At 62.4% G+C, this 23,631-nt stretch carries 18 protein-coding genes; 5 read left to right on the plus strand and 13 right to left on the minus strand.

What is annotated here, in order from left to right:
• Entirely contained in the window at positions 1–915 is a 915-nt protein-coding gene (locus CFE47_RS00805) for a GGDEF domain-containing protein (protein WP_185706968.1), read from the minus strand.
• Positions 916–1,303: 388 nt separating this feature from the next.
• On the opposite strand from CFE47_RS00805, the gene CFE47_RS00810 reads away from it, so the two are divergent.
• The 5 genes from CFE47_RS00810 to CFE47_RS00830 are packed head-to-tail and all read left to right on the plus strand — an operon-like array spanning position 1,304 to position 7,690.
• Complete coding sequence (locus CFE47_RS00810) at positions 1,304–3,817, plus strand: TonB-dependent receptor (RefSeq protein ID WP_286835069.1); 2,514 nt, start codon at positions 1,304–1,306, stop codon at positions 3,815–3,817.
• A 45-nt stretch (positions 3,818–3,862) separates the two neighbouring features.
• Positions 3,863–5,725 (plus strand): phytase, encoded by a 1,863-nt coding sequence (locus CFE47_RS00815; protein ID WP_286835070.1) that lies wholly within the window; start codon positions 3,863–3,865, stop codon positions 5,723–5,725.
• A gap of 47 nt (positions 5,726–5,772) precedes the next feature.
• On the plus strand, positions 5,773–6,465 hold the full coding sequence (tolQ, locus tag CFE47_RS00820) for a protein TolQ (RefSeq protein ID WP_286835071.1): 693 nt from the start codon (positions 5,773–5,775) through the stop codon (positions 6,463–6,465).
• A 14-nt stretch (positions 6,466–6,479) separates the two neighbouring features.
• Complete coding sequence (gene tolR / locus CFE47_RS00825; RefSeq protein ID WP_286835072.1) at positions 6,480–6,926, plus strand: protein TolR; 447 nt, start codon at positions 6,480–6,482, stop codon at positions 6,924–6,926.
• The gene (locus tag CFE47_RS00830) at positions 6,923–7,690 is read left to right on the plus strand and encodes an energy transducer TonB (RefSeq protein ID WP_286835073.1); all 768 of its coding nucleotides are present in this window, start codon (positions 6,923–6,925) and stop codon (positions 7,688–7,690) included. Before tolR ends, CFE47_RS00830 begins: the two co-directional genes overlap by 4 nt.
• Before the next feature lie 5 nt (positions 7,691–7,695).
• Here the strand turns inward: CFE47_RS00830 and CFE47_RS00835 are convergent, their stop codons facing one another.
• The 12 genes from CFE47_RS00835 to CFE47_RS00890 all read right to left on the minus strand — a co-directional run bounded on the left by CFE47_RS00835 (position 7,696) and on the right by CFE47_RS00890 (position 23,580).
• Positions 7,696–9,816: a TonB-dependent receptor gene (locus CFE47_RS00835; RefSeq protein WP_286835074.1), complete on the minus strand. Its 2,121-nt coding sequence runs from the start codon at positions 9,814–9,816 to the stop codon at positions 7,696–7,698.
• Positions 9,817–10,516: 700 nt separating this feature from the next.
• Entirely contained in the window at positions 10,517–11,461 is a 945-nt protein-coding gene (locus tag CFE47_RS00840; protein ID WP_286835075.1) for a D-isomer specific 2-hydroxyacid dehydrogenase family protein, read from the minus strand.
• Positions 11,458–12,627, minus strand: coding sequence for an acyl-CoA dehydrogenase family protein (locus CFE47_RS00845; protein ID WP_286835076.1), 1,170 nt, complete (start codon positions 12,625–12,627; stop codon positions 11,458–11,460). The genes CFE47_RS00840 and CFE47_RS00845 overlap by 4 nt, the downstream gene beginning before the upstream one ends.
• Before the next feature lie 125 nt (positions 12,628–12,752).
• Positions 12,753–13,436, minus strand: a complete 684-nt coding sequence (locus CFE47_RS00850) for a peroxiredoxin-like family protein (protein ID WP_286835077.1) — start codon at positions 13,434–13,436, stop codon at positions 12,753–12,755.
• Positions 13,433–14,791 (minus strand): LLM class flavin-dependent oxidoreductase, encoded by a 1,359-nt coding sequence (locus CFE47_RS00855; protein WP_286835078.1) that lies wholly within the window; start codon positions 14,789–14,791, stop codon positions 13,433–13,435. The genes CFE47_RS00850 and CFE47_RS00855 overlap by 4 nt, the downstream gene beginning before the upstream one ends.
• A 30-nt stretch (positions 14,792–14,821) precedes the next feature.
• On the minus strand, positions 14,822–15,796 hold the full coding sequence (locus CFE47_RS00860) for an ABC transporter substrate-binding protein (RefSeq protein WP_286835079.1): 975 nt from the start codon (positions 15,794–15,796) through the stop codon (positions 14,822–14,824).
• Positions 15,797–15,952: 156 nt separating this feature from the next.
• A complete protein-coding gene (locus CFE47_RS00865) occupies positions 15,953–16,318 on the minus strand; it encodes a 4Fe-4S dicluster domain-containing protein (RefSeq protein WP_286835080.1) in 366 nt (121 codons plus the stop codon).
• The gene (locus CFE47_RS00870; protein WP_286835081.1) at positions 16,315–17,841 is read right to left on the minus strand and encodes an FAD-dependent oxidoreductase; all 1,527 of its coding nucleotides are present in this window, start codon (positions 17,839–17,841) and stop codon (positions 16,315–16,317) included. The genes CFE47_RS00865 and CFE47_RS00870 overlap by 4 nt, the downstream gene beginning before the upstream one ends.
• 9 nt (positions 17,842–17,850) lie before the next feature.
• Positions 17,851–20,304, minus strand: coding sequence for a TonB-dependent receptor plug domain-containing protein (locus CFE47_RS00875; RefSeq protein WP_286835082.1), 2,454 nt, complete (start codon positions 20,302–20,304; stop codon positions 17,851–17,853).
• Positions 20,305–20,462: 158 nt separating this feature from the next.
• Positions 20,463–21,293, minus strand: coding sequence for a TauD/TfdA dioxygenase family protein (locus CFE47_RS00880; protein ID WP_286835083.1), 831 nt, complete (start codon positions 21,291–21,293; stop codon positions 20,463–20,465).
• A 95-nt stretch (positions 21,294–21,388) separates the two neighbouring features.
• Positions 21,389–22,972, minus strand: coding sequence for a rhodanese-related sulfurtransferase (locus CFE47_RS00885; protein ID WP_286835084.1), 1,584 nt, complete (start codon positions 22,970–22,972; stop codon positions 21,389–21,391).
• Positions 22,969–23,580 carry a cysteine dioxygenase family protein gene (locus tag CFE47_RS00890; RefSeq protein WP_178922500.1) on the minus strand — a complete coding sequence of 204 codons (612 nt, stop codon included), beginning with the start codon at positions 23,578–23,580 and terminating at the stop codon, positions 22,969–22,971. The genes CFE47_RS00885 and CFE47_RS00890 overlap by 4 nt, the downstream gene beginning before the upstream one ends.
• Between the last annotated feature and the right edge of the window lie 51 nt (positions 23,581–23,631).

The following is a 23,631-nucleotide window of genomic DNA, read 5'->3' on the forward strand; positions in this document are numbered from 1 at the left end:
TCAGGCGATTTTCGCGAGAGGTTGCTTGGCTTTGGCCAGCGCCAGGTTCAGGCGCTTGAGCAGGTCCTGGGGCGGTTCGTCCAAGGCCATCACCACGGCGGTGGTCGCCCCTAGTTGCAGGCGTTCGCCTTGCTGGCGGGTCTTGTGGGCGAGGGCGCGCACGGCCTGTTGCAACTCCAACGCCAGCACTTGGGCCTGGCGTTCGCCGGTGTTGGGCAGCAGCACCACGAAGCGGTCGCCCGCCAAGCGGCAGAGCAAGTCCTGGCGGCGCAGATTGAGCAGCAGTAAATGGCTGAGGGCCTGCAATACCGCATCACCCTCGGCATGCCCGTAGGCCTGGTTGATGGCCGCGAAGTTGTCCAGGTCCAGGGCGAGCAACGACAGCGGTTGCTGCTGGTCGCGACTGTCTTGCAGGCTGTCGGCCAACTGGCGCTTGAGATAGTCGGCGCCGGCCAGTGGCGTGAGTTTGTCGAACAAGCGATGTTCACGGAACAGCCGCTCACGCTTTTCCATCTGTGCGCTGATCGCCAGTTGCTCGCGGTGCCAGTGGTAGATACCAATGGTCAGCAGGATCATGCCCACCGGCATGGGCCCGGATTCGAGCCAGTGGTCCCAGGTGATGCTGTCGGGCAGGCGGATGAACTCGTCGAGGCTGTCGATCCACCAGGAAAAGAAGATGCACGACAGGCCCAACGCCAGGTAGTTGGTGACGCGTCCGGCGGGGCGGCTTTTCAGCACCAGGCCCAGCCATACCAAGGCCAGCAGCGCCGACCCGCCTTCGCCAAAGATATCCAGCCATTCCCACTCGCTGACGCTTTTGAGGTTACCGCAGGCCAGGTGCAGGATCAGCCCGAGGTTGGCGGCGATCAGCAGCAGGGTGAGTTTCCAGCGGTGGGGTTTGAGCACGGAAAACATGGCCGCGAGTCCTTGGGCAAATAAGCGATGGGCGCCAGCACAGCAGATCGATGTGACCGTTGCGTGACGGTGGGGGAGGGTCGAATCAGCTCACGGCATAAACACAATCCACAGGCAAACATCGTTCAAATGTGGGAGCTGGCTTGCCTGCGATAGCGGTCTGTCTGTTGGCACAGTGTTAACTGACGCATCGCTATCGCAGGCAAGCCAGCTCCCACCTTCAATCGAGGTCATTTCAGCTCATTTGCACGCTTGAATGCGCCCTAAACCCCTGATTACGGGGTTTGCAGCCAACCCCTGTCACAGAACCGTCATCCCCCATCCCTAGCTTGCCCTCCCAGTTGCCGGGCCCCTTGCCTGGCGCCAACGGATTCTTGGGGAGGATTTCATGTACAAGCGCACCGGGCTCGTCAGCTTCACGCTTACCGCCTTGGCCCTGGCGATTGCCAGTGAGCGATTGAATGCGGCCGAAGCAGCCACCACCGAGCATGTCGAGGTGGTTGGCCAGGCGGCCGCCATCGATTCGGCGCTGAAAGAACAGCGCACCTCCGACAGCATCAAGAGCGTGGTGCATGCCGACGGCGTGGCCCAGTTGCCGGATGAAAACGTCGCCGAAGCGGTGCAGCGCCTGCCGGGTGTCAGCGTCGAGCGCGACCAGGGCGAAGGGCGCTTCGTCAGCGTGCGTGGCCTGGGCCCGGACCTCAACAGCGTGACCATCAACGGCACCCTCGTACCGGCCCCGGAAAGCGCGCGCCGTGCCGTGGCCCTCGACGTGCTGCCGTCGGAACTGGTGCAGTCGCTGTCGGTGATCAAGACCTTGACCCCGGACATGGACGCCAACTCCCTCGGCGGCACTGTCGACGTACAAAGCCTCTCGGCGTTCGATCACAAAGGCCTGTTCTACACCGGCAGCAGCGAAGCCAGCTACGACAAGAACACCCACCAGACCAGCCCGAAATTCTCCGGCGCGGCCAGTAACCGTTTCAGCCTGGGCGACGGCATCGACAACTTCGGCGTGGCCGCCGCACTGAGCTGGCAGAAGCGCGACTTCGGTTCCGACAACGTCGAAACCGGCGGTGCCTGGGACTTCTCAAGCGGCGCCAAGCTCAACGAGTTCGAACAACGCGACTACGACATCAGCCGCGAGCGCGCCGGTGGCGGCCTCAACTTCGACTACAAACCGGATGATGTGAGCAGCTATTACCTGCGCACCCTCTACAGCCGCTACAAGGACACCGAAACCCGCAACTCCACCAGCATCGAATTTGCCGACCCGCTGGCAGCCGGCGAGTTGGGCGATGCCGAGGCCAAGCGCAAGCTGAAAAACCGCGAAGAAACCCAGGAAATCCAGTCCTATGTATTCGGCGGCGAACGCATGCTTGGCCTGTGGACCCTGAGCGGCCAGGCCGGCTACAGCCAGTCCAGCGAAGACAGCCCGGGGCATATCGCCGGGGCGACCTTTGATGGCGGTGACTTTGCCAACAGCGGTTTCTACGACAACGGCAAGCCGCGCCCGATCATCGGTGCAGGCTTCTACGACGCCAGCAACTTCACCCTCGACAAAGTCGACTGGGAAAAACAGAACACCAAGGACACCGAGAAAAACCTGCGCCTGGACTTGTCCCGCGACTATGACCTGAGCGGTTATGCCTCCCAGTTCAAGTTCGGCGGCAAGGTCAGCCGGCGCCACAAGAGCAACGACCTGGAAGCCTGGACCTACAAGGACTTCGATACCCTGGGGTTCAGCGCCGACCAGCTCAACCTGACCCAGTTCCAGAAGGGCAACGTCGATTATCGCCTGGGCAACTTCGGCCCCGGCATCAGCCCGAGCAGCATCAAGCAGTTGATCGGCGGCCTCAACGCTGCGGACTTCTATGACGAGACCGAATCGCGGGTCAACGACTTCACCATCCGCGAAGACATCAACGCCGGCTACTTCATGAACACCATCGATGTCGACGATTGGCGCTTCATCGCTGGCCTGCGTTACGAAGGCACCGAGTTCGAAGCCAAGGGCACCGGCGCCACCGATGGCGTGTTCACCGCCACCGAGACCAAGCGCCGCTACCACCACTGGCTGCCTGGCCTGCATGCGCGTTACCAGATCGACAAGAACACCCAGGTTCGCGCAGCCTGGACCAAATCCGTGGTGCGCCCGACGTTCGGCCAACTGGCACCGGGTTTTGTGATCGACGATGACGAAGCCACCTTCGGCAACCCGGACCTCAAGCCCCTGGAGTCGAGCAACCTGGACCTGGGCATCGAGCACTTCATGGGCCGCGCCGGGACCGTGTCGGCGTTCGTGTTCTATAAGGACATCAAGAACTTCGTCTACAACACCGACCTGGCCGGTACCGGCGCCTGGACCAACTTCTCCGAGGCCCACACCTACGCCAACGGCGATAGCGCCAAGCTCTACGGCCTGGAACTGGCCTACTCACAGAAGTTCGACTGGCTGCCGGCGCCATGGAACGGCTTGCTGGTGGGTGCCAACACCACCTTCAGCCGCTCCAGTGCGGATATCGAAGGCTTCGACAATGCCAGCGGCACGAACCGCAAGCGCAACATCAGCCTGCCGAACCAGTCGGACACCGTCGGCAACCTGATGCTCGGCTGGGAAGACGACAAGCTCAGCCTGCGCCTATCGGCCAACTACAAGTCGGCCTACCTGTATGAGCTGGCCTCGATCAACGACAAGGCCCATGACCTGCACGTCGATGCGCAAACCTTCGTCGATTTCAGTGCGCGCTATTCGCTGACCAAGAACCTGCAAGTGAGCTTCGAGGCGCAAAACCTTACCGATGAGTCGTACTTCGTCTACACCGGCCACCGCAGCTACAACGGCCAGTACGAGGAGTACGGCCCGACCTACAAGCTGGGCCTGACCTTCACTCATTTCTAAGCTCCCACAGTAGATCTCCATTGTTTTTGAAGGATTTGCATGTTCATGAAATTTTCCAAGTTGTACCTGCTGATCGCATTGGCAACCTGTGGTCATGCCATTGCCGCCGATTTGGCCCTGACCCCTTGGGCACCAAACCTGAATGCCGAAGCCATGGCGTTCCTGAACACTGACGAACGCCTCACCGCCAGCCCCCGCGACGGCCTGCAACTGGTGGACGCCAAAGGCACCGAGCTGGCGCGCTTCAAAGGTAATTTCAGCAGCCTCGACACCCGCGCAGCCGGTGCCCAAACGCTGGTTGCCAGCCTCGACAACGATCGCCAGCAAGCCCTGCTGATCAGCCTTGATCCGTCGACCAAAACCTTCGGCAAACCGCTCTACCTGCCCACCCGTGATTACGCAGTGAATGGCCTGTGCCTGTACCGCGACGCCGCCGCCAACCTGTTTGTGTTCCTGGTAGGCGAGGAGGGCAAGGGCGAGCAATGGTTGGTAGGCAACGGTGCGACCTTGTTGAACGAAGCCCAGCGCGTACGCGGTTTGCCGCTGCCACCTTCGGCGCAGTTCTGCCAAGTGGATGATGCCGCCAATCGCTTGGTGGTTAACGAAGAAAACGTTGGCTGGTGGGCCTATCCGGCGCACCCGGAGGCCGATGTAAAACGCACGCCAATCGCGTTGTTCGACACGCCAAAACGCGAAGCCGGCGCCATGGCGCTGGTGCCGGGCGGTGTGATCGCGCTTGATCCAAAGACCGCCCAACTGCACCTGTTCCAGCAAACCGGTGAGCGTTGGGTCGAGCAGCTCAGCTTGAGCCTGCCAGGCCTTAAAGAGCCCGAACAACTGAGCATCAATGGTCAGCAGGTACTGGTGCGTGACGACGACACCGGCAAGCTCTATCAGGGCAAGCTGAACTGGCAGGCCACGCCGGTGCCGGTCGAACCGGTGATTCCTGAAGTCGCGGCCGTGCGCCAAACCGACCCGGTCGGTCGTCAGGGCGATGCCGCCGATGACCCGGCGATCTGGATTCACCCCACGCAACCGTCGAAGAGTCGCGTGCTTGGCACTAACAAAAAACAAGGCCTGTTGGCCTACGACCTTGACGGCAAGCTGTTGCAGGAACTGGCCGTCGGCCGCCTGAACAATGTGGACGTGCGCTCTAACTTCAAGTTCGGCACGCAAACCGTCGACCTGGCGGTGGCGAGCAACCGTGATCACAACAGCCTGAGCCTGTTCAGCATCGACCGCACCACCGGCGAGCTGCGTGAAGCGGGTGAAGTGCCCACGCCCCTCAAGGCTATCTATGGCATCTGCCTGTTCCAGCCCGCCACTGGTGAAATTTATGCGATTGCCAACGACAAGGACGGCACCTTCCTGCAATACCGCCTGAGCGCGCCGGACGGCCGTGTGCACGGTGAGTTGGTGCGTCAATTCAAAGTCGACAGCCAGCCCGAAGGCTGCGTGGCCGACGACCAGCGCCAGCGCCTGTTTATCGGTGAAGAAGACGTCGGTGTATGGGCGGTGGATGCCCGTGCCGATCAGCCGGCCACGCTCACCAGCGTGATCAAGGTGGGGCCGCAGCTGCATGCCGATGTGGAAGGGTTGGCGCTGTACCAGAGCGACAAGCGCGATTACCTGGTGATCTCCAGCCAAGGCAACGACAGCTACCTGGTGGTGGACGCCGAACCGCCGTTTGCTGCCCACGGTGCCTTTCGCGTCGGCCTGAATGCCGCAGCGGGTATCGATGGCGCTTCGGAAACCGATGGTCTCGAAGTCACGGCCATCAACCTTGGCGGGCCGTGGAGCAAAGGCATGCTGGTGGTGCAGGACGGGCGCAAGCGCATGCCTGAGCAAACCCAGAACTTCAAGTTCGTGCCCTGGGCCGAAGTGACCCGCACGTTGAATTTGCCGTGATCGGTCATTACCCGGTCACAACTTTTTTGTTCGAATAGGAGTTCACCATGCACGCGACGATGGAACACATGACGATCTGGGGCCTGATCAGTGGCGCGAGCCTGTTGGTCAAGGCGGTGATGGTCACGTTGCTGCTCGCTTCGCTGACCAGTTGGTACCTGATCATCCAGCGCGGCAGCGTGCTGCGCCGCCTGGAACGCCAGTTGAATGAGTTTGTGCAGCGCTTTCGTGCCGCGCCCGACTTGCAGCCCCTGTACCGCGAAACCGTGCAGGCGGGCGAGGGCGGTATCGCGCCGATCTTTATCGCCGGCGTACAGGAATACCAGCATCTGCACAGCCATGATCCGGCGGTGTTGGAGGGCGTGGAGCGCGCCTTGCAGGTGGCGATTACCGAGCAGGAAATCGAGCTGGAAAAAGGCCTGCAATTCCTGGCGACCGTGGGTTCGGTCAGCCCCTATATCGGTTTGTTCGGCACGGTGTGGGGCATCATGAATTCGTTCATCGGTTTGTCCCAGGTGCAACAGGCCACGCTGTCCACCGTAGCGCCGGGTATCGCCGAGGCGTTGATCGCCACGGCCATCGGTTTGTTTGCGGCCATCCCGGCGGTGATCGCCTATAACCGCTTTGCAGCCCGTGGCCAGACCTTGCTGACGCGCTACTACGCCTTCGGCAATGAGCTGCAAGTACGTCTGCATCGCACCTTGCGCGGTACGCCGATCAACCTGGCCGTGGCCGCCTGAACAGGAGCAAGACCATGCTGACCAGGCCGCAACGCAAGCACGGGCCCAAGGCCGAGATGAACGTGGTGCCTTACATCGACGTGATGCTGGTGCTGCTGGTGATCTTCATGGTCACCGCGCCCATGTTGACCCAAGGCGTGAAGATCGAGCTGCCCAAGGTCGCAGCCGAGGCACTGGCCACCGACACCCGCCAGCAGATCCTCACGTTATCGGTGAAGGCCGACGGCGGCTACTACTGGAACCTCGGCGGCGAACTCGACACCCAGCACCAGACCGACAGCGCCGTGAGCCTGGAGGAAATGGGCGCCAAGGTCATGCAGGTGGTGGCGGCGCGCAGCGATACCCAGGTGTATATCCGCGCCGACGATAACGCCGGCTACGGCCGTGTGGTCGCGGCCATGGCGGTGTTGCAAAAAGGCGGTGTGAGAGACCTGGGCCTGGTGACCGAGGCCCCGCAATGACGGCGATGATCATGCACAGTCCGACGCTTGCGATGGCGCCCCGGGACACGTCCGGGTTCTGGAGAAACAGCGTTGCTGCCAGCGTGGCGGTGGCGCTGCATGTGGGGGTGTTGGCCGCGCTGATGCTGGGCTGGTCGACCGACAAGCCGGTGGCTGAAGCGCCTCGGGTGATGCACACCCAGTTGGTGATGCTGCCGCCGGCACCGGCACCGGCTCCCGTGCCCGAACCGGTGGCCGTTGCAGCACCCCCACCGGAGCCTGTCGTCGCTCCCGCCCCCGCCAAACCCGTAGTCGATCCACAGATCCAGGCGCAAAAACTCGAAAAAGCCGCCTTGGCCCGCAAGCGCGTCGAGGAGAAAAAGGCTGAGCAGCAACAAGAGCGCCTGGCGGCCGAACAGCGCACTCAGGAATTGGCACAACAACGCTTGGCCCAGGAACGCCTGGCCGCTGAACGCGCACGTTCTGCTGCCCCAGCGGCAGCCCCGGCGTTTGACAGTCGCCAATACCAACCCTTGAGCAAGGAAGCCCCGGACTACCCCGAGCGCGCCCTGGACAAGAACATCGAAGGCGACTGCACGGTGGAGTACACCGTCAACACCCAGGGGCGCGTGGAAAACCCCAAGGTGCTCGACGGCTGCCATCCGCTGTTCATGCGCCCGTCACTGGCGGCGGCGAACACCTTTCGCTATCAACCGAGGGTGGTTGAAGGCAAACCCGTGCCGGTACCGGCGGTGCGCAATACCTTCCACTACCGCATCAAATAATACCGTCAGAGGTCGTATCGCACCGACAGCAACAGGGTGCGCGGATCGTTGACCGAGTAGTAGCGCGCGCCGCTGGAGGGCACGTAGCCCACAGATTGTGGGTAGGCGCGGTCCAGCAGGTTTTTCACCGCCAGGGTGGTGGTCCAGTGGCCGTCACCGCTGATGTAGCGGGTGTTGGCGTTCCAGAAGGTTTGCTGCGGCACTTCCTGGATATCGTCGTTCAGCGCGTTGGCGTAGGACTTGGTCTGGAACTGCGCATCGGTGCCCGCCAGCCAGGTGCCCGGCAGTCCGGCCGGAATGGTGTAGTTCAGCCCGACACTGGCGTTCCAGCGCGGCGAGAACACCAGTTGCTTGCCGTTGGCGTCCACGCCGGCACCGCTGGCGTTCTGGAAATCGTCGTACTGGCTTTCGAGGTAGCCGATGTTGGCGGTCAGTTGCAGGTCACGGCTCAGCGCGGTGAGGGTTTCCAGTTCTACGCCGTACGTGTGGGCCTGGCCGACGTTGGTGCGCAGGCTCACGCCCAGCGCGGGGTCGTAGGCGTTGGTCTGCAGGTCTTTGTAGTCGTTGTAGAATAGCGCGACGTTGGCCCGCAGGCGCTGGTCGAAAAAGTCACCCTTGAAGCCAGTTTCCCAGGTGGTCACGTCCTCTGGTGAAAACGCCTGCTCGGCCGCGGCGCGGGTTGGCGCACGGTTGTCATAGCCGCCAGCCTTGAAGCCTTTGGCCACGTAGGCGTATTGGTTGAGGTGCGGGGTCCAGGCGTATTCAAAGCCGATTTTCGGGCTGGTGGATTGCCACGACTTGCTCGACTCGGCAGTAAAGTTGGTGCCGGTGATGTCCCGGTTGGTGTTGATTGCGTAGTTGGTGAAGTCGAAATTCTTGTGCTCGCGGGTAAAACGCAGGCCGGCGATCAGCGACAGTTGCGGGGTGATCTTATAGGTGCCCTGGCCGTACAACGCGTAGCTCTCGGTGTTGGTGGTGCTGTATTGGCCCTGGCCGATCACGCGGTTGCGCGCGATGGAATAGGTGAGGTTGTCGCGGTCGGCATCAAAGCGTTCGCGGTACAGGTACAGGCCGGTGCTGAAGCTGAAATCATCGTAGTCACCGTTGAGCTGGAACTCCTGGGTGGCGTAGTTCTGCTTGTAGAGGATCAGGTTGTTCTGGATCAACGCGGCTTGGCCGGAGTTGTCGTAGTCCACCGGCTGGTTGAAGGACGACCAGGCGGTGACCGACTTGAAGTTCAGGTGGTCATCGATCGCGTAGATCGCCCGCAACACCGAGCTGCCTTGGTCGAGACGGTTTTTCGGGTCGAGGCTGCTGTAGCTCTTGAACTTGTCGAAGTGGCCGTTGGCATCGAACGGTGAATAGCTGGTGGTGTCGCCGCGGTCGAAGGTACCGGCCAGGGTCAGTTGCACATCCCATGGCGAGTCTTCGGGCTTGTAGCGCAGCTTGCCGCGATAGGACTGGATATCGACGTTGTTCACATCCTTGTCCCGTGTCGGGTTCGAGACGGTGCCGTCGCGTGTCAGGCGGATCGCCGAGAAACTGCCGAACAGGGCGTTGTCCACCAACGGCCCGCTGATCAGGAAGCGGCCGTTCTGCGCGTTGTAATTGCCGGCACCCAGCTCGACGAAACCACGGGTTTCCTGGTTCGGGTCACGGGTGATCACGCGGATCGCGCCGGCGCTGCTGTTGCGCCCGTACAGCGTGCCTTGGGGGCCGCGCAATACTTCGACGCGCTCGACGTCGTTGAAGTCGAGCATCGAGGAAATGGCGCGGGGGATGTACAAATCATCGGCGTAGACCGCGACGGCCGCTTCCTGGATCGGGTCGGTTTCACCAATGCCGCGAATGCCGTAGGTTTGCGCGCTGTAGGAGATCGACTGGCGGCTGAGGGTCAGGTTGGGCACCTGGCCGGACAGGTCGCGCACGCTGCGGATCTGCTTGTCTTCCAGGGTCTTTTCGTCGAACGCGGAAATCGCCAGCGGGGTTTTCTGCAGGTCTTCGCTGCGGTGTTCAGCCGTGACATTCACCACCGGCAGGGCGGCGTCATCGGCGTGGGCGTAGACGCCGAACAGGGCGAGGGAAACGGCGAGGGTGAGGCGATTGGGCGCGAGGGTATGGCTCATGGTGGACCCCTGAGAAAGTGGTGGTTGGCAAAGCCTCCACCTGGTCAGGGGTCGGTGCTGGAGGTAACAATATGGATATGAAAGGCGTTCGTAAAAGTCCGTTTTGTTATATGTTAAGTATGAATAATATGCATTTTATTGGTGCATAAAATGCGCGTGGCTGATTATGTTTCAAGGGTGCCGAATGCCCAATGTGGGAGCTGGCTTGCCTGCGATAGCTATGTGTTAGGCGCTAAAGCTTTTTGGGCGGAGTACATATCCGTTATTTGGGTAACGGCGGCTATTGGTTCCGCTCTTACAGCGGCTCACTTTTGAAAAGCCGGAATGCCGGCCCAGTCAAAAGTAAGCAAAACGCTTCGCCCCACCACTCGGCACCTCGCCTTGGCTCGGTGTGCCCGAACGAAGGCTTGAATCCGTGGGCCGCCGTCATGGGCCATCCTTGGCCCAGGACGGCTAACCCGGCGTCCTGCCGGGTTACCACGGATTCAAGCCTGCGTTCGGCCAGCGTGGTTTAACGGGGCGCCTGAGATCAAGATCAAAAGCCAAATCAAAAGCCAGAGCAGACCGCTGTCTGCCTGACAAATGGAGATCCAAATGTGGGAGCGGGCTTGCTCGCGAATGCGGCGTGTCAGTCACCGAATGTATTGACTGATTCACCGCATTCGCGAGCAAGCCCGCTCCCACATTTTTTTGAATAGCGTCAGGCGTTGGCTAGGTTTGCCAGTTCGCTGCCGCCCACATACCGCTCCAGATTCGCCAAAAACGTATCCGCAATCTCATTGCGACTATTGGTCGAAATCGCTGACGTATGCGGCGACAACCTCACCCGTGGGTGCGTGTACAACGGATGCCCATCCGGCAGCGGCTCAGGCTCGGTCACGTCCAGCGAGGCCAGCCCGACTTGCCCGTTATCCAGCGCTTGCAACAACGCTTCCTGGTCGAGCAACCCACCCCGTGCAATGTTGATCAGATGCAGCCCCGGCTTGGCACTGCCCAGCACATCGCGGTTGATGATGTTGCGTGTGCTCTCGGTCAACGGTGCGGCCACTACCAAGTGATCGGCGCGGGCGAACAGGTCGTGGATGTCCTTGGCGGCTTCCACGCCTGCGCTGAACGGCGCCTGGCTTTGGCGCAGCGCCACGACGTTGATCCCCAAGGCCAAGGCCTTTTGCGCCAGGCTCTCGCCAATCGCGCCAAAGCCAAGGATACCCAGCGTGGTGCCCTTTAGCGGCCGCAGTGGGGTGAAATTCCACTGCGAATCCTTCACCCAGATATCCGGCAAATGCTTGGACGCCGCGAAGATCGCGGCCAAGGCAAACTCGGCCAGGTTGTCGGCGGCACTGCCGCGTGAGGTGGTCACGGGCGGGCCGTTGAACAGCCACTGCGGGTAGAAGTCGATGCCCGACGACACCAGGTGCACCCACTGCGCACCGTACGGCCAGCCCGGCGGCGGGGTGTCCGGCGCGGCATAGCCACGCACGTTGATCGGGCGCGCCAGCAGGATATTCGCCTGGGGTGGCAGGTCGCTCGGCACGCCAGCCGGTACGCCGATTACCTGGGCGTCGGGGTGAATGGTCTTGAGGCGCTCGCGGATCACTTGGTTGAAATCTTCGTCCAGCTGGCTGGCGATAATCACCTGGGTCATGTGCGTTCCTTCTGGCGTTGGGCGAAGACGGCTTTGCCGACGCCTTGCAATACGGCGTCGTTCTGCGGGGTATGTACGCGGCTGCAGAGCACGTCGCGGTAATGGCGTTGCAGTGGGTTCAGGCGCGACAGGCCGGGGTTGCCCGAGGCTTCGATGGCCAGTTCCACGGCGCGAATCGCGTTGTTGGTCACCAGGTACTTCAACTGCGCGGCATTGGCGGCCGGGGTGTGTCCTTCGGCGGCGGCATCTAGCAGGCTGCGGTTGGCGAACAGCAATGTGTCGATATGCCCGACGGTCTCCTGGAAGCGCGGCAACGTGGACAAGGCGGCGCCGAGGTTGGACGGTGCGCGTTCTTCCAGCCAGTTCACCAGCCAGTCCCGTGCAGCATGGGCCACGGCGTCGTACACCGAGGACAGCAACACCGACATCCATAGGAAACCTTCGCCATCCAGTTCCGGTGACGGCGCGCTCCATGGGCTGACGCTGACAGCGTGGTCCAGCGGCACCAGGACATTGTCGAGCACCACTTCATGGCTGCAGGTGGCGCGCATGCCCAAGTGATCCCAGCTGTCGATGATGGTCACGCCGGGGCTGTCTTTGGGCACCAACCAGGCGCCTACCAGCGGGTCGGCGTCATCGCTGCGGCCCCACACGCTGAACCAGGTCAGGCCATGGCTGCCGGTGGAGTAGATCTTGCGTCCGCTGATGCGCCAGCCTTCGGCGGTACGCACGGCGGTGGTTGCCGGCAGGCCGCCACGGGCCGGGGTGCCGAGGTCGGGTTCAACGCGCAGGGCGTTGATCAAGGCGCCGTTGCGCACGGCGTCTTCGGCCACTTGGGTGCGCAGGTGCGCGGGCCAGGTCTTGCTGTCTTGCAGACGGGTGTGTTGCAGGTATTGCATCACCAGGATCAGCGCGGTGGAGGGTTCGCCCTTGGCAATCGCACTGATCGCCTTGCGCGCCTGGGGCAAGCTGGCACCGCCGCCGCCCAGGGCCTTGGGCACAGTGAGCGCGACCAGGCCGTGTTCGTGCAGCAACTTGAAGTTGGCGTGGGGGAACGCGCCGCTCTCGTCATACAGGTGCGCGGTGCTGGCCAGCTCGGCGCTGAGGCGTTCGAGCAGGGCTTCGAAATGGGCGACTTCCACGGAGCGTAGAGACGGTAGGGTCATAGGAATGTACTCGGTCAAAAAATGTGGGAGCGGGCTTGCTCGCGAAAGCGGTGTGTCAGGCAACTGATTCACTGGCTGATCCACCGCATTCGCGAGCAAGCCCGCTCCCACATTGGATTGTGGGCTTAGATGGCTAGGCGTACAGGCTGTGTGCCTATCAAGCGCTCCACCACCTGCAACACCGGCTCAGCCTCCGTGCGCACCAACCAATCCGGGCTCACCTCGACAAACGCCACTGTGCCGTCCTTGGCAATCACCACCACCGTCGGTTGCGGCAACTCCCACGTTCCGGTGCCGGTGGTCTCGCCAATGCTGGTGCCCTTGGCCAGCGCTGCATTACGCGAGGCTTCGTCAAAGCTGTAGAGAATGCCCAGGCGTCGTCCGAGGTTGTTGTCCTTGTCGCTGGCCACCAGCAATTGCAGGTTATGCCGGGTCTTGATCTCCACCAGGCGTTCAGGCACTTGCGGGCTCACCGCTACCAGCGGCACGCCCAGTTCACGCAGGCGCGGGTAAAGCTGGCGCTCGTAATAGGGCAGGGCGATGTTGCACGCCGGGCAGCCGGCAAAGCGGAAGAAAATCAGCACCGCCGGGCCGTCGGCCAACAGCAGCTCGCGGTTGAGTTCGCCGCCTTCCACGTTGAGCAAGGTAAACGGGTCCAGCTCATCGCCCACCTGCACGTAGTCGTCTACCCGTGCTTCATCCACCAGGCGCTGGCGCTGGTCGATATTGATCTTCAATGACTCCGGTGCCCAACTGGCGACACGTTCGGCGTGCAGGTCCGCCAACTGACGGTTGAGGGATTCGCTCATGCCAGCGCCTCCTGTTTGTCTTCAACCTCAGCCGCCACGCTGTAGCGGTTGGCCGGCACGTCCAGGCCCAGGTTGTCGCGCAGGGTATGGCCGCTGTATTCAGTGCGGAACAGACCGCGTTGTTGCAGCACCGGCACCACCAGTTCGGTGAAGTACTGCAAGCCGTCCGGCAACACCGAGTTGATGATGAAACCGTCGCTGGCGCCACGCTCGAACCAGGTCTGGATCGCATCGGCGACTTGCTCCGGGGTGCCGACAAAATCACGCTTGGGCCGCGAGAAGCGCAGGGCCACTTCGCGCAGGGTCAGGCCTTCGTCCTTGGCCAGTTGCTTGATGCGGTCGGAGCCGCCGCGCTGGCTGTTGGAGCCCAGGTCGCCCAGTTCCGGGAACGGCGCGTCCAGCGGATATTTGCTGAAGTCGTGGTCGTTGAACGGGCGGCCAAGGGCGACGATGGCGTCTTCCACGGTGACCAGGTCCACGGCCTGCTGATAACGGCTTTCCACCTCGGCTTCATCGCGACCGACAATCGGGCGGATACCCGGCAGGATCGACAGGCTTTCGGGGTCGCGGCCAAAGCCCTTGGCGCGACGTTTGAGGTCCTGTGAATACGCCAGGCCTTCCTCGATGCTCTCCACGTGCACAAAGATTGCGTCGGAGTTTTCGGCGGCAAAATTACGCCCGTCTTCCGAGGTGCCGGCCTGGAAAATCACCGGCTGGCCCTGGCGCGAACGCGCAATATTCAATGGGCCTTTGACCGAGAAGAACTCGCCCTTGTGGTTCAGTGCATGCAGTTTGCTCGGGGTGAAAAACTCGCCGCTTTGCTTGTTGTAGGCAAAGGCATCGTCTTCCCAGGAATCCCACAGGCCTTTGACTGCATTCACGTGTTCCTTGGCGATGCGATAGCGCACGGCATGCGGCGGGTGTTCGGCCTTGCCGAAGTTGTCGGCGGTGCCGCTGAGCCACGAGGTGACTACGTTCCAACCGGCGCGACCGCCGCTGATATGGTCCAGGGACGAGAACTGACGTGCCACCTGGTAGGGCTCGGTGTAGCTGACGGTCACGGTGGCGACCAGGCCGATGTTGCTGGTGATCGCGGCGAGGGCCGAGAGGATGGTCAGCGGCTCGAAACGGTTGAGGTAATGAGGGCTGGACTTGGCGTGGATATGCAGGCTGTCGGCGATGAACACGAAGTCGAATTTGGCGGCTTCGGCCAGTTCAGTCTGTTGCTTGTAGAAACCAAAACTGGTGCTGGCATTCGGTTGGGCGTTCGGGTGGCGCCATTCGCCCCAGCCGTGACCCACTCCGTGGACCATGGCGCCGAGTTTCAAGTGGCGTGGCTGCTGTGACTTGCTCATGTAATGCTCCTTCTAGCGCGATGCTTTTTATCAGCGCGATGCTTGGGAATTGGGGGCACGCTTGGCGTTAAAACTTTTATCGAAGCCCTGCGACACATCGATGTGCTTGGTCACCAGGCCTTCTTGTTGATAGATGTCGGCGGTCGCTTGCAGGCCGCTGATCACCGAGTCGTCGATGGCGACCGGGCTCAGGCGGGTGTCCTTGGCCACTTCCACGTGCACTGCCAGGGGCAGGCCGGTGATCTTGGCCTGGGCGGCGGCGTATTCATTGGGGTGGGTGTTGGCCCAGGCGAAGGCGCGGTCGATGCGCGCGACAAAGTCGTCCAATTGCGGACGCTTGTCGGCGATGGCTTGGCTAGTGGCGGCGAAGTACAGGTGGTTGCTCAACAGCTTGTTACCGCTGATCAGCACGCGGGCTTGGCTTTGCGAGGTGACCACGGTGGTGTACGGGTCCCAGGTGGCCCAGGCGTCGGCGGTGCCGTTATCCAGCACCAGGCGTGATTCGCTCGGCAGCAGGAAAATGAACTGCACGTCCTTGGTGCTCAACCCGGCGCTGGCCAGGGCCTTGATCGCCAGGTAATGGCCGATGGAGCCGCGCCCGGTGACGATCTTCTTGCCCTTGAGGTCGGCGACGGTCTTGATCGGCGAATCCTTCGGCACCAGCAGGGCAGTGGTGTTACGCCCCTCGGCATGGATGATGCTGACCACCTTGAGCGATGCACCGGCGCCCAGGGCAAAGACATACGGTGCATCGCCGAGGGCGCCGATATCCACCGCACCGGCATTCAGTGCTTCACCCAATGGCGAGGCGGACGGAAATTCCGACCATTGGATTTCGTACGGCACATTTTTCGACTCGCCGGAGACATCCAGCAGCGCCTTGATGGTTGATTTCTGATTGGCCACCCGCAGCGGTTGCAGGTCGGCGGCATGGCTGCTGCCGATCAGGCCGAGGGCCAGGGCAGTGCCCAGGAGCAGGCGTTTGAAAGGGGTGGTAAAGACCATGGGATGCAGGCTCCAGGCAGATCAAGAAAGGGTTCGTTACCTCCGCCTGGAGAAGGGGTCGGTGTGTGGGGTTAACGTTATGCCCATAAAAACTCGCTGTGAAGTTCTTTTTGGTTATATGTTAATTATCAAAATAATTCATTTTGCAGTGATTGATTATTCAGTTATTGCATTTGGCGGGGTGATGCGAGCCAGGGCGAAGATGCCGTCCATGCGCCAATGCTCATTGCGATGAGCGGGATCATCGGCCCACTCATCCCAGCCCGAGTCGCGACGGTATTGGCCGAGCAGTCCTGCTTCACGCACGGCTACCGGGTCGGGGTGGCGCAGGTGCTCGACGTCCGGGTCGACGTACAGCGCGTCGCTGGTGCAATACAGCTCGCACATGAAGCAGGTCTGGCAGGCCTGTTGTTCGGCGATCAACGGTTTGCCCTGGCTGTCCTGGGCCAGCACATTGGTGGGGCACACGGCGATGCATTGACCGCAGCCGTTGCACAGGTCGGAGTAGATCAGTTCAATCATCGGGGTTGACCTTGATGGGTGGGATCGAAACGCGCCTGCACCTGGTCCACGCCGGACACCCGCAAATGCGCGTCATACAGCTCACTCTGCTGCGGAGTATCGCTGCGCTGGTGCATGCCCCGACTTTCCTTGCGCAATGCGGCAGCGGTGTAGCACCAGCGGGCGGTGGCGGCCATGGCGGCGGTTTCGCGGGCGCGCAGCGGGTTGGTGGTGGGTGTTGCGGCGCGCACTTGGTCCCAGATGTTGTCGAGTTCGCTTAAGGATCGCTCCAGTTGGTCACCGCTGCGAAACAGGTTTTTGTCCAGCGGGTGCACTTCGGCCTGGATGCGTTGGATCAGCTCAGCGCTGCCGCCCGCCGCGCCGTCAAACCCTCGCAATGCGCCGTGATACGCAAGCTTGTTCTGCGCCAATCTTGCCGCGCCACGGCCTGCCCATTGCCCGGTAGACAACGCCCATGCGGAGTTCTGTGCGCCGCCGCCCGAGGTGGCACCGGCAATCGGCTCACGGCTGGCGGCATCCCCGGCGGCGAATATGCCGGGCACGGTGGTCTGGCAGTCATCGTTCACCAGGCGCAAACCACCGACGCCACGGATGGTGCCCTCGGGATGCAAGGTCACCGCAAACCGCTCGCGATACGGGTCGACGCCGCGCCGGTCAAACGGCAGCATCAGGTTGGGTTGGATGCTCGGCAGTTGCGCACGAACCTGTGCAGGCACCCGATTCAAGCGGCAATACACGGGACCGTTGAGCAGCGCCTTGGCCAGCGTCTCGGTAAACCCAGGGCCGCCACGGATATCCAGCGGGCGGTCCGCCGCGTCGAAATACTCGCCAAAGGTGTACACCATCGAGCGCGTCATGCTGCTGCCTGCCGCCGCGATGCAGTAGTAGTTGGAAAACTCCATGCCCGACAGCTCGGCACCGGCTTCGGCGGCCATCAAGTAACCGTCGCCAGTGTTGGTGTGGTTGCCCAGCAAGCGCGACAGGAATGCACAACCGCCCGTGGCCAGCACCACCGCCCCGGCACGGATCAGCCAGTCGCCCCCGGCCTGGCGCCGCCAGCCTCGGGCGCCGACCACGTTGCCGTGATCGTCGCGCAGCAGCTCCAGCGCAGGGTGGTGATCAAGGATCGTCACGCCGCTGTCGAGCACGCGACGACGCAGGCCGCGCAGGTATTCCGGGCCGCGCAGGCCACGGTATTGGGTCTCGCCCTGTTCGTTCTGGGGGAAGGCGTAGTAGTCGCTCAAGCCCGGCAGGCTGGTCCAGGTGGTGTCGATGGCGCGGGCCATCCAGCGCGCGTCGGCCAGGCCATAGGCGGTGGCCAGGCGCTTGTCGATGGCGGCTTCGCGGGCGCCGGGTGGCACCCACCAATGGCCGGGGCCGGCGGTGGCAGTGACGCCGCTGGTGCCGCAGTAACCCTTGTCCACCAGGATCACCTTGACGCCTTCGCGGGCGGCGGCGATGGCGGCCCAGGTACCCGCCAGGCCGCCGCCGACGATCAGTACATCGCAGCTCAACTCAGTCATGTCAGGGCCTCAGAAGTTGTACGCCAGGCGCGTGTAGTAGTACGCACCGCCAAAGCCGAACGGCGAAAACTGGCCGTATTCATAGGCTCCCGCCCAGTCCTTGATGCCCTTTTTGTCCGGGTACACGTTGAACAGGTTGTTGGCGCCGAGTGCCACGGTGAAGTGCTTGTTGATGTCGTAGGCTGCGTCCACGTCGCTGATCCATTTGGCGCTGAATTTGCGGTCGTTGATCGGGTTGTTGTCGCCTTCGGTGTAGCTGCCGAAGCGGGTCAGGGCCAGGTTGAGGGTGTATGCGGTAACCTTCCAGTTGGCCGCCAGGATCAATTTGGATTGCGGCGTGGCAACCGTCAGGTCCTTTTGCAGGCGCCGGTCGAAAATCTGGTAGTTGGAGCCCAGGCTGGCGAGTGCGGGCGGGGTGTCCTGGAGTTTTTCGATCTTGGTCTGGTTCCAGTTGTAGGCCAGGCTCCAGCGCACTTGGCCGTACTCATCCAACTGCTGGCGGTATTCGTTGATGATGTCGACGCCACGGGTACGGGTGTCGACGGCGTTGGTGTAGTACTGCGCGTACAGCCCTGGCGATAGGCCGTTGGCAGCCAGGATCTGCGACACGGCCGGGCCGCCGAGCAGGCTGGTGGACACGATGCGGTCGCGGATACCGATCTGGTACAGGTCGGTGGTCAGGCGGTAGTTCTGTGTGGGTTCGTAGGTGAAACCGAAGCTGTAGTTCAGCGACTTTTCCGGCTTGAGTTTCTCTGCACCCAACGCTTGCGCTTCGGCGGTGTCCACCGGCAGCACCTTGACCGGCACCGAGACCTGCTGGCCGTTGACCACGCCGCCGGAGGTGAAGGTGGACGAGGCATAAATGGTCTGGGCCAGCGACGGCGCCCGGAAGCCATTGTTGATGGTGCCGCGCAGGGCAAATTCCGGGGTGAGCTTGAAGCGCGTCGACAGCTTGCCGCTCCAGGTGCTGCCGATGTCCTGGGTGTAGCGCTCGTAGCGCGCGGCGGCGCCGACGTACCAGCGGTCGGTTACGTCCAGGCCCAGGTCGACGTAGCTGGCGACGTTGCTGCGGCTGATCTCACCGGCGTCCGCCGTGCTGGTGCCGTTATACGACGCCAGCCCCGGCAACGGTGTTTGCCCGGCGAACGGGCCGCTGGGCAGCACATAGTTGCCCGGTGTATAGGATGCATAGTCGCCGGCTTCGATCTGGTATTTCTCCCAACGGTATTCAAACCCGAACGCGGTTTGCAGCGGGTGGCTGAGGCCGATATCGAAGGTGCGGCTCAAGTCCAGGTTGTTGGTCCACTGGTCGAAGATCTGCGAGGCCAGGTTGAACGAGGTCGGGCTGGTGGGCCCCCAGGAAGGGTTAAGCGTGTTGTTGGCGTTGAGGGTGGAATCGTCTTCGCCCCAGGTGGAACTGATGTCGTAGTCCCAACCACCGACCAGGCCCTTGAAGCCACCGGCCACCTGGAAATCCTTGGTGCGGTTGCGCCGTTGTGCGTGGATGCCGTCGGGGTAGGGCGTGTTCGGGTCGCCGGCCAGGGAGGTGATCTCATTGGGGCGGTAGTTGCCGGTGACCTTGGTGGTTTCCATGTAGCTGGCGGTGGAGAACGAGTAGAACTTGAGGTCGTCTTGCAGCGGCAGCTCGAGGTTGTAGCTGGCGTTGGTGACTTTCTCGCGGCCCAGGCCGTAGCTGGGGTTCCAGCCGTGGCGGTTGACGGTCTGGTCGCGGCTGTCGGGGGCAGCAGCGGTACCATACAGCCGGCCGGTGGCGCTGCCGGTACGGTTGAAAGGCTCTTGCTCCTTGCTGTCCAGCGCCAGGTTGGCAAAGCCATCGTTGGGCAGGGACAAGCCGTAGTTGACGGTCTGGTGCACGGTGTCGCCGTCACCTGCACCGTAGCGGCCGAACGAGGTTTCGGCGCTGCCGCCGCTGTCGTTTTCCTTGAGGATGATATTGATCACCCCGGCAATTGCGTCCGAGCCGTATTGGGCGGACGCACCGTCGCGCAGCACTTCGATATGGTCGATGGCCGACACCGGGATCAGGTCCAGGTTGACCGGCACAGCGGCGGTGCCGATGCGCGCCAGGTTGTTGATCAAGGCCGTGTTGTGGCGGCGTTTGCCGTTGACCAGCACCAGCACCTGGTCGCCAGACAAACCGCGCATGGTCACGCCGCGCACCGACCACGAGGTGCCGCCGCCGTTGATGGCGGGCAGGTTGAACGACGGCAGCAGGCGCGCCAGCAGTTCTTTGAGACCGACCTTGCCGCTGGCTTGCAGTTGCTCGGCGCTGATCACGTCGATGGGCGAGGGGCTGTCGGCGATGGTGCGCGCCTGGTTGCCACGGTTGCCGGTGACGACCACGGTGCCAAGGGTTTTGTCGGGGTCTTCGGCCTGGGCCGGGAAATTAATGGCGAGCAGGCTGATGGCTACCGCACAGTATTGAAAGTGGGATGCAGGCATGGGGGCTGTTTCCAGAAAACCTAGGGACACCGCACATCCCTGTGGGAGCTGGCTTGCCTGCGATGGCGGTGTCTCAGCTAAAGAAATACTGGCTGATATGTCGCCATCGCGGGCAAGCCCGCTCCCACAGGGGATCTTTGTTGTGGCTTAAATAGAGGTCAGGCCGCGTTGGCAGCTCTTACCCGATGCGGAATATCGTCATAGGCAATCAGCACCCGCTCCATGCGACGCGGGTAGTCGCCGTAGTTGTAGACCGGGTAGTGCAGGGTCGAACGGTTGTCCCAGAACGCTACGGAACCCGGGCGCCATTTGAAGCGCACCTGGTGTTCGGGCTTGTTGAATTCCAGCAGCAAGCGATCGATCAACTGCTTGCTTTGCTGTGGCGTCCAGCCGATCACCGAAGGGTTCTGCGAGAAGTTGATGAACAGCCCGTCTTCACCGGTTTCCGGGTGGGTGCGCACCAGCGGGTGAGCGAGGATCGGGTAATCGTAGCCGACCTTGTCCAAGGCCTTTTTGAAGTCGTGTACCACGTGCAAATTGTCGATCTCTGCGCGCAGTTCATCGGGCAGTGCGCGGTACACCGCGCCGGCATCGGCCCATAGGGTGTCGCCGCCGACTTCCGGCAAGTCCACCGCGCGCAGTACTGCGCCTAGGGTGGGTTGCAGCAGCCAACTAGTGTCGGTGTGCCAACGGCCGCTGATGCGCGGGCCGTAGAGTTTGCGTTCGTCCTGGGCTTCGATCAGGTGCGCCTGGGGCTGCGTCGGGTCGTTCTGCTGGGTGGTGGGGTGTACGTACAGCTCGCCGAATTCCTTGGCGAAAGCAATTTGCTGTTCGGTGTTGATGGCTTGGTCGCGGAAGAACAGCACTTTGTGCTTGAGCAGCAGTTGGCGCAGTTCATCACGCAGCGCAGCGGTCAGCGGCTGGCGCAGGTCGATGCCGGCGATTTCGGCGCCGATGGTGGGTTCCAGGCGGGTGATATGCAGGGTCATGCGGGTGTCCTCTCGTGTGTGGGTTCAGCCTCCGCCTGGAGAGGGGTCGGATGTGGAACCTGCACCCCGTGTGGGTGCAGGTGGGTCAGGGGTGATCAGATCACGTAGAAACCGTGGGTGCCGTCGCGGGCCAGTTGGTCCACCAGGCCGAATTCCCAGTCCAGGTAAGCCTGCATGGCTTCCTTGGGGTTGTCGGTGCCTTCGTACGGCCGGCGGTAGCGGTCGATACGCGGTGACGCCAGGTGGGTTTCACCTTCCTCCAGCGGCAGTTGCGCGTTGATCCAGCCGGCCGTGCCGTCTTGCAGCAGGAACACTGGCTTGCCGGTGATGGCCTCCACTTCCGCCACCGCCAGGCGCGCCAGTTGGCTGCTGCCGCAGGTCAGCACATAACGCTCGGCGTCGGGTGTTTTGGCCAGGGCCTGGGGCAACTGCGCACGCAGGGCCCACCAGGCGCCGGGGATATGGCGCTTGACGTAGTTGGCGCTGGCGGTGAAGTCCAGCACCACGGTGTCGCCATGGCCCAGCCAGTCGGCGAGGGTGTGGGGGGTGATCAACTCGGCTTGTGGTGGCGCTGGTACCGGGGCGACCCAGGCACCTTTCTCGCTGAATTGCGCCGTTTGCAGGCCATCCAGTACGTGCACTTCCCAGCCCAGTTGGGCCAGCCAGGAGGCGGACATGTTGGCGCGCACACCGTCGTCATCCGCCAGCACCAGGCGTGCACCGCGTACGCTGGCGACGTGGTCGGTTTCTTGCACCAGCTGGCCGCCTGGCGTGGAACGTGCACCCGGCAAATGCCCGGCTTCAAATTCTTCCGGCGTGCGCACATCGAACAGGTAGGTGGTGCGGTTCGCTTCCTGCTGCCAGCCCTGTAGATCGGCCAGGCTGGCGCGACCGACGCGGGCTTTGTCGGCGACGCGACGCGCATCCGCTGCGGCCACTTCGCGATGTTCTTCCGAGGTCGGCGCAAAACGGCGCGATTGGCCGTGGGCGAGTTTTTGCCCGGCCAGGGTCCAGCCGATGGTGCCGTTGCGCAGCGCCGACACCGGGTTGGCCACGCCCGCATTGATCAGCGACTGGGTGCCGATAATGCTGCGGGTGCGCCCGGCGCAGTTGACGATGATGCGGGTGGCCGGGTCCGGCGCCAATTCACGGGCGCGCAGGACCAACTCGGCCCCCGGCACGCTGATACCGGTGGGAATGCTCATGGTCTGGTATTCGTCGAAGCGGCGTGCGTCAAGCACCACCACATCGGCTTGGCTGTCGAGCAGGGCCTGCACTTCTTCGGCGGCCAGGGACGGTGTGTGGCGCTCGCTTTCCACCAGTTCGCCAAAGGCTTTGCTTGGCACGTTCACGTCAATGAACAGCTCGCCACCGGCCTTGCGCCAACCTTCCAGGCCACCTTCGAGCAGGCTGACCTGGGTGTAGCCCAGTGCAACCAGGCGCTCAGCGGCGCGGGTAGCCAAACCTTCGCCGTTGTCATACACGGTGACCTGGGTGTCGCGGCGAGGAATGCGCGAGTACACCTCCAGCTCAAGCTTGGACAACGGAATATTCGCGGCAAACAGCGGGTGGGACTCGGCAAACGGTGCTTCTTCACGCACGTCGACCAGGGCGAGTTCTTCATGGTCCAACAGGGCCTGGCGAATCTGGGCAAAGCTGCGGGTGGATACGGTGGTCATAGGGCAGGGCTCTTTTCTTTGGACAAATCCCAGATATTCGGGAGGAAGGCGTTGGAATAACCGGAGATAAACAGTTTCTCGCTGCCGTCGGGTTGGTACACCGCGCGGCGCACCGCACCGATATTGGCGCCGTACACATGGATACTGATGGACACCTGGTCGCTGTGGGCGTTGCTCACCTGATGAATGTCGCCGACCTTGGGCGATACGGCTTCAACCTGGCCCGGCACCAACTGGATCGGCTTGCCTTCGGCCACCAGGCTGCCGTCCGGAGCGCGTTCAAAGCCTTGGGAAAACTCCGCACCGCGCAGCATGCCGATCAACCCCCACACCCGGTGGTCATGAATCGGTGTGCTTTGGCCCGGCCCCCAGACAAAACTGACGATGCTGAAACGCTGGCGCGAGTCGGCATGCAGCAAAAATTGCTGGTAGCGCTCGGGATCGGGTTGGGCGAATTCATCGGGGAGCCAATCATCATGGCTGACCAGTTGCGCTAGTAGCTTGCCGCCACGGTGCAGCAGGTCACCTTCACGTGGATTGCCGTCAATCAATTCCGCCAGGGCGCCTATAAATGCTCTTAGTCTCTCGGGGTGCTTGGCCTGGGTCATGGCAATTCCATTGGTCTGTGTTCTTGAGCTTATCTAAGCATAATGTTTATA

Origin of the sequence: Pseudomonas sp. PGPPP1 (assembly GCF_002255865.1) — a bacterium.
Classification (GTDB): domain Bacteria; phylum Pseudomonadota; class Gammaproteobacteria; order Pseudomonadales; family Pseudomonadaceae; genus Aquipseudomonas; species Aquipseudomonas cremoris.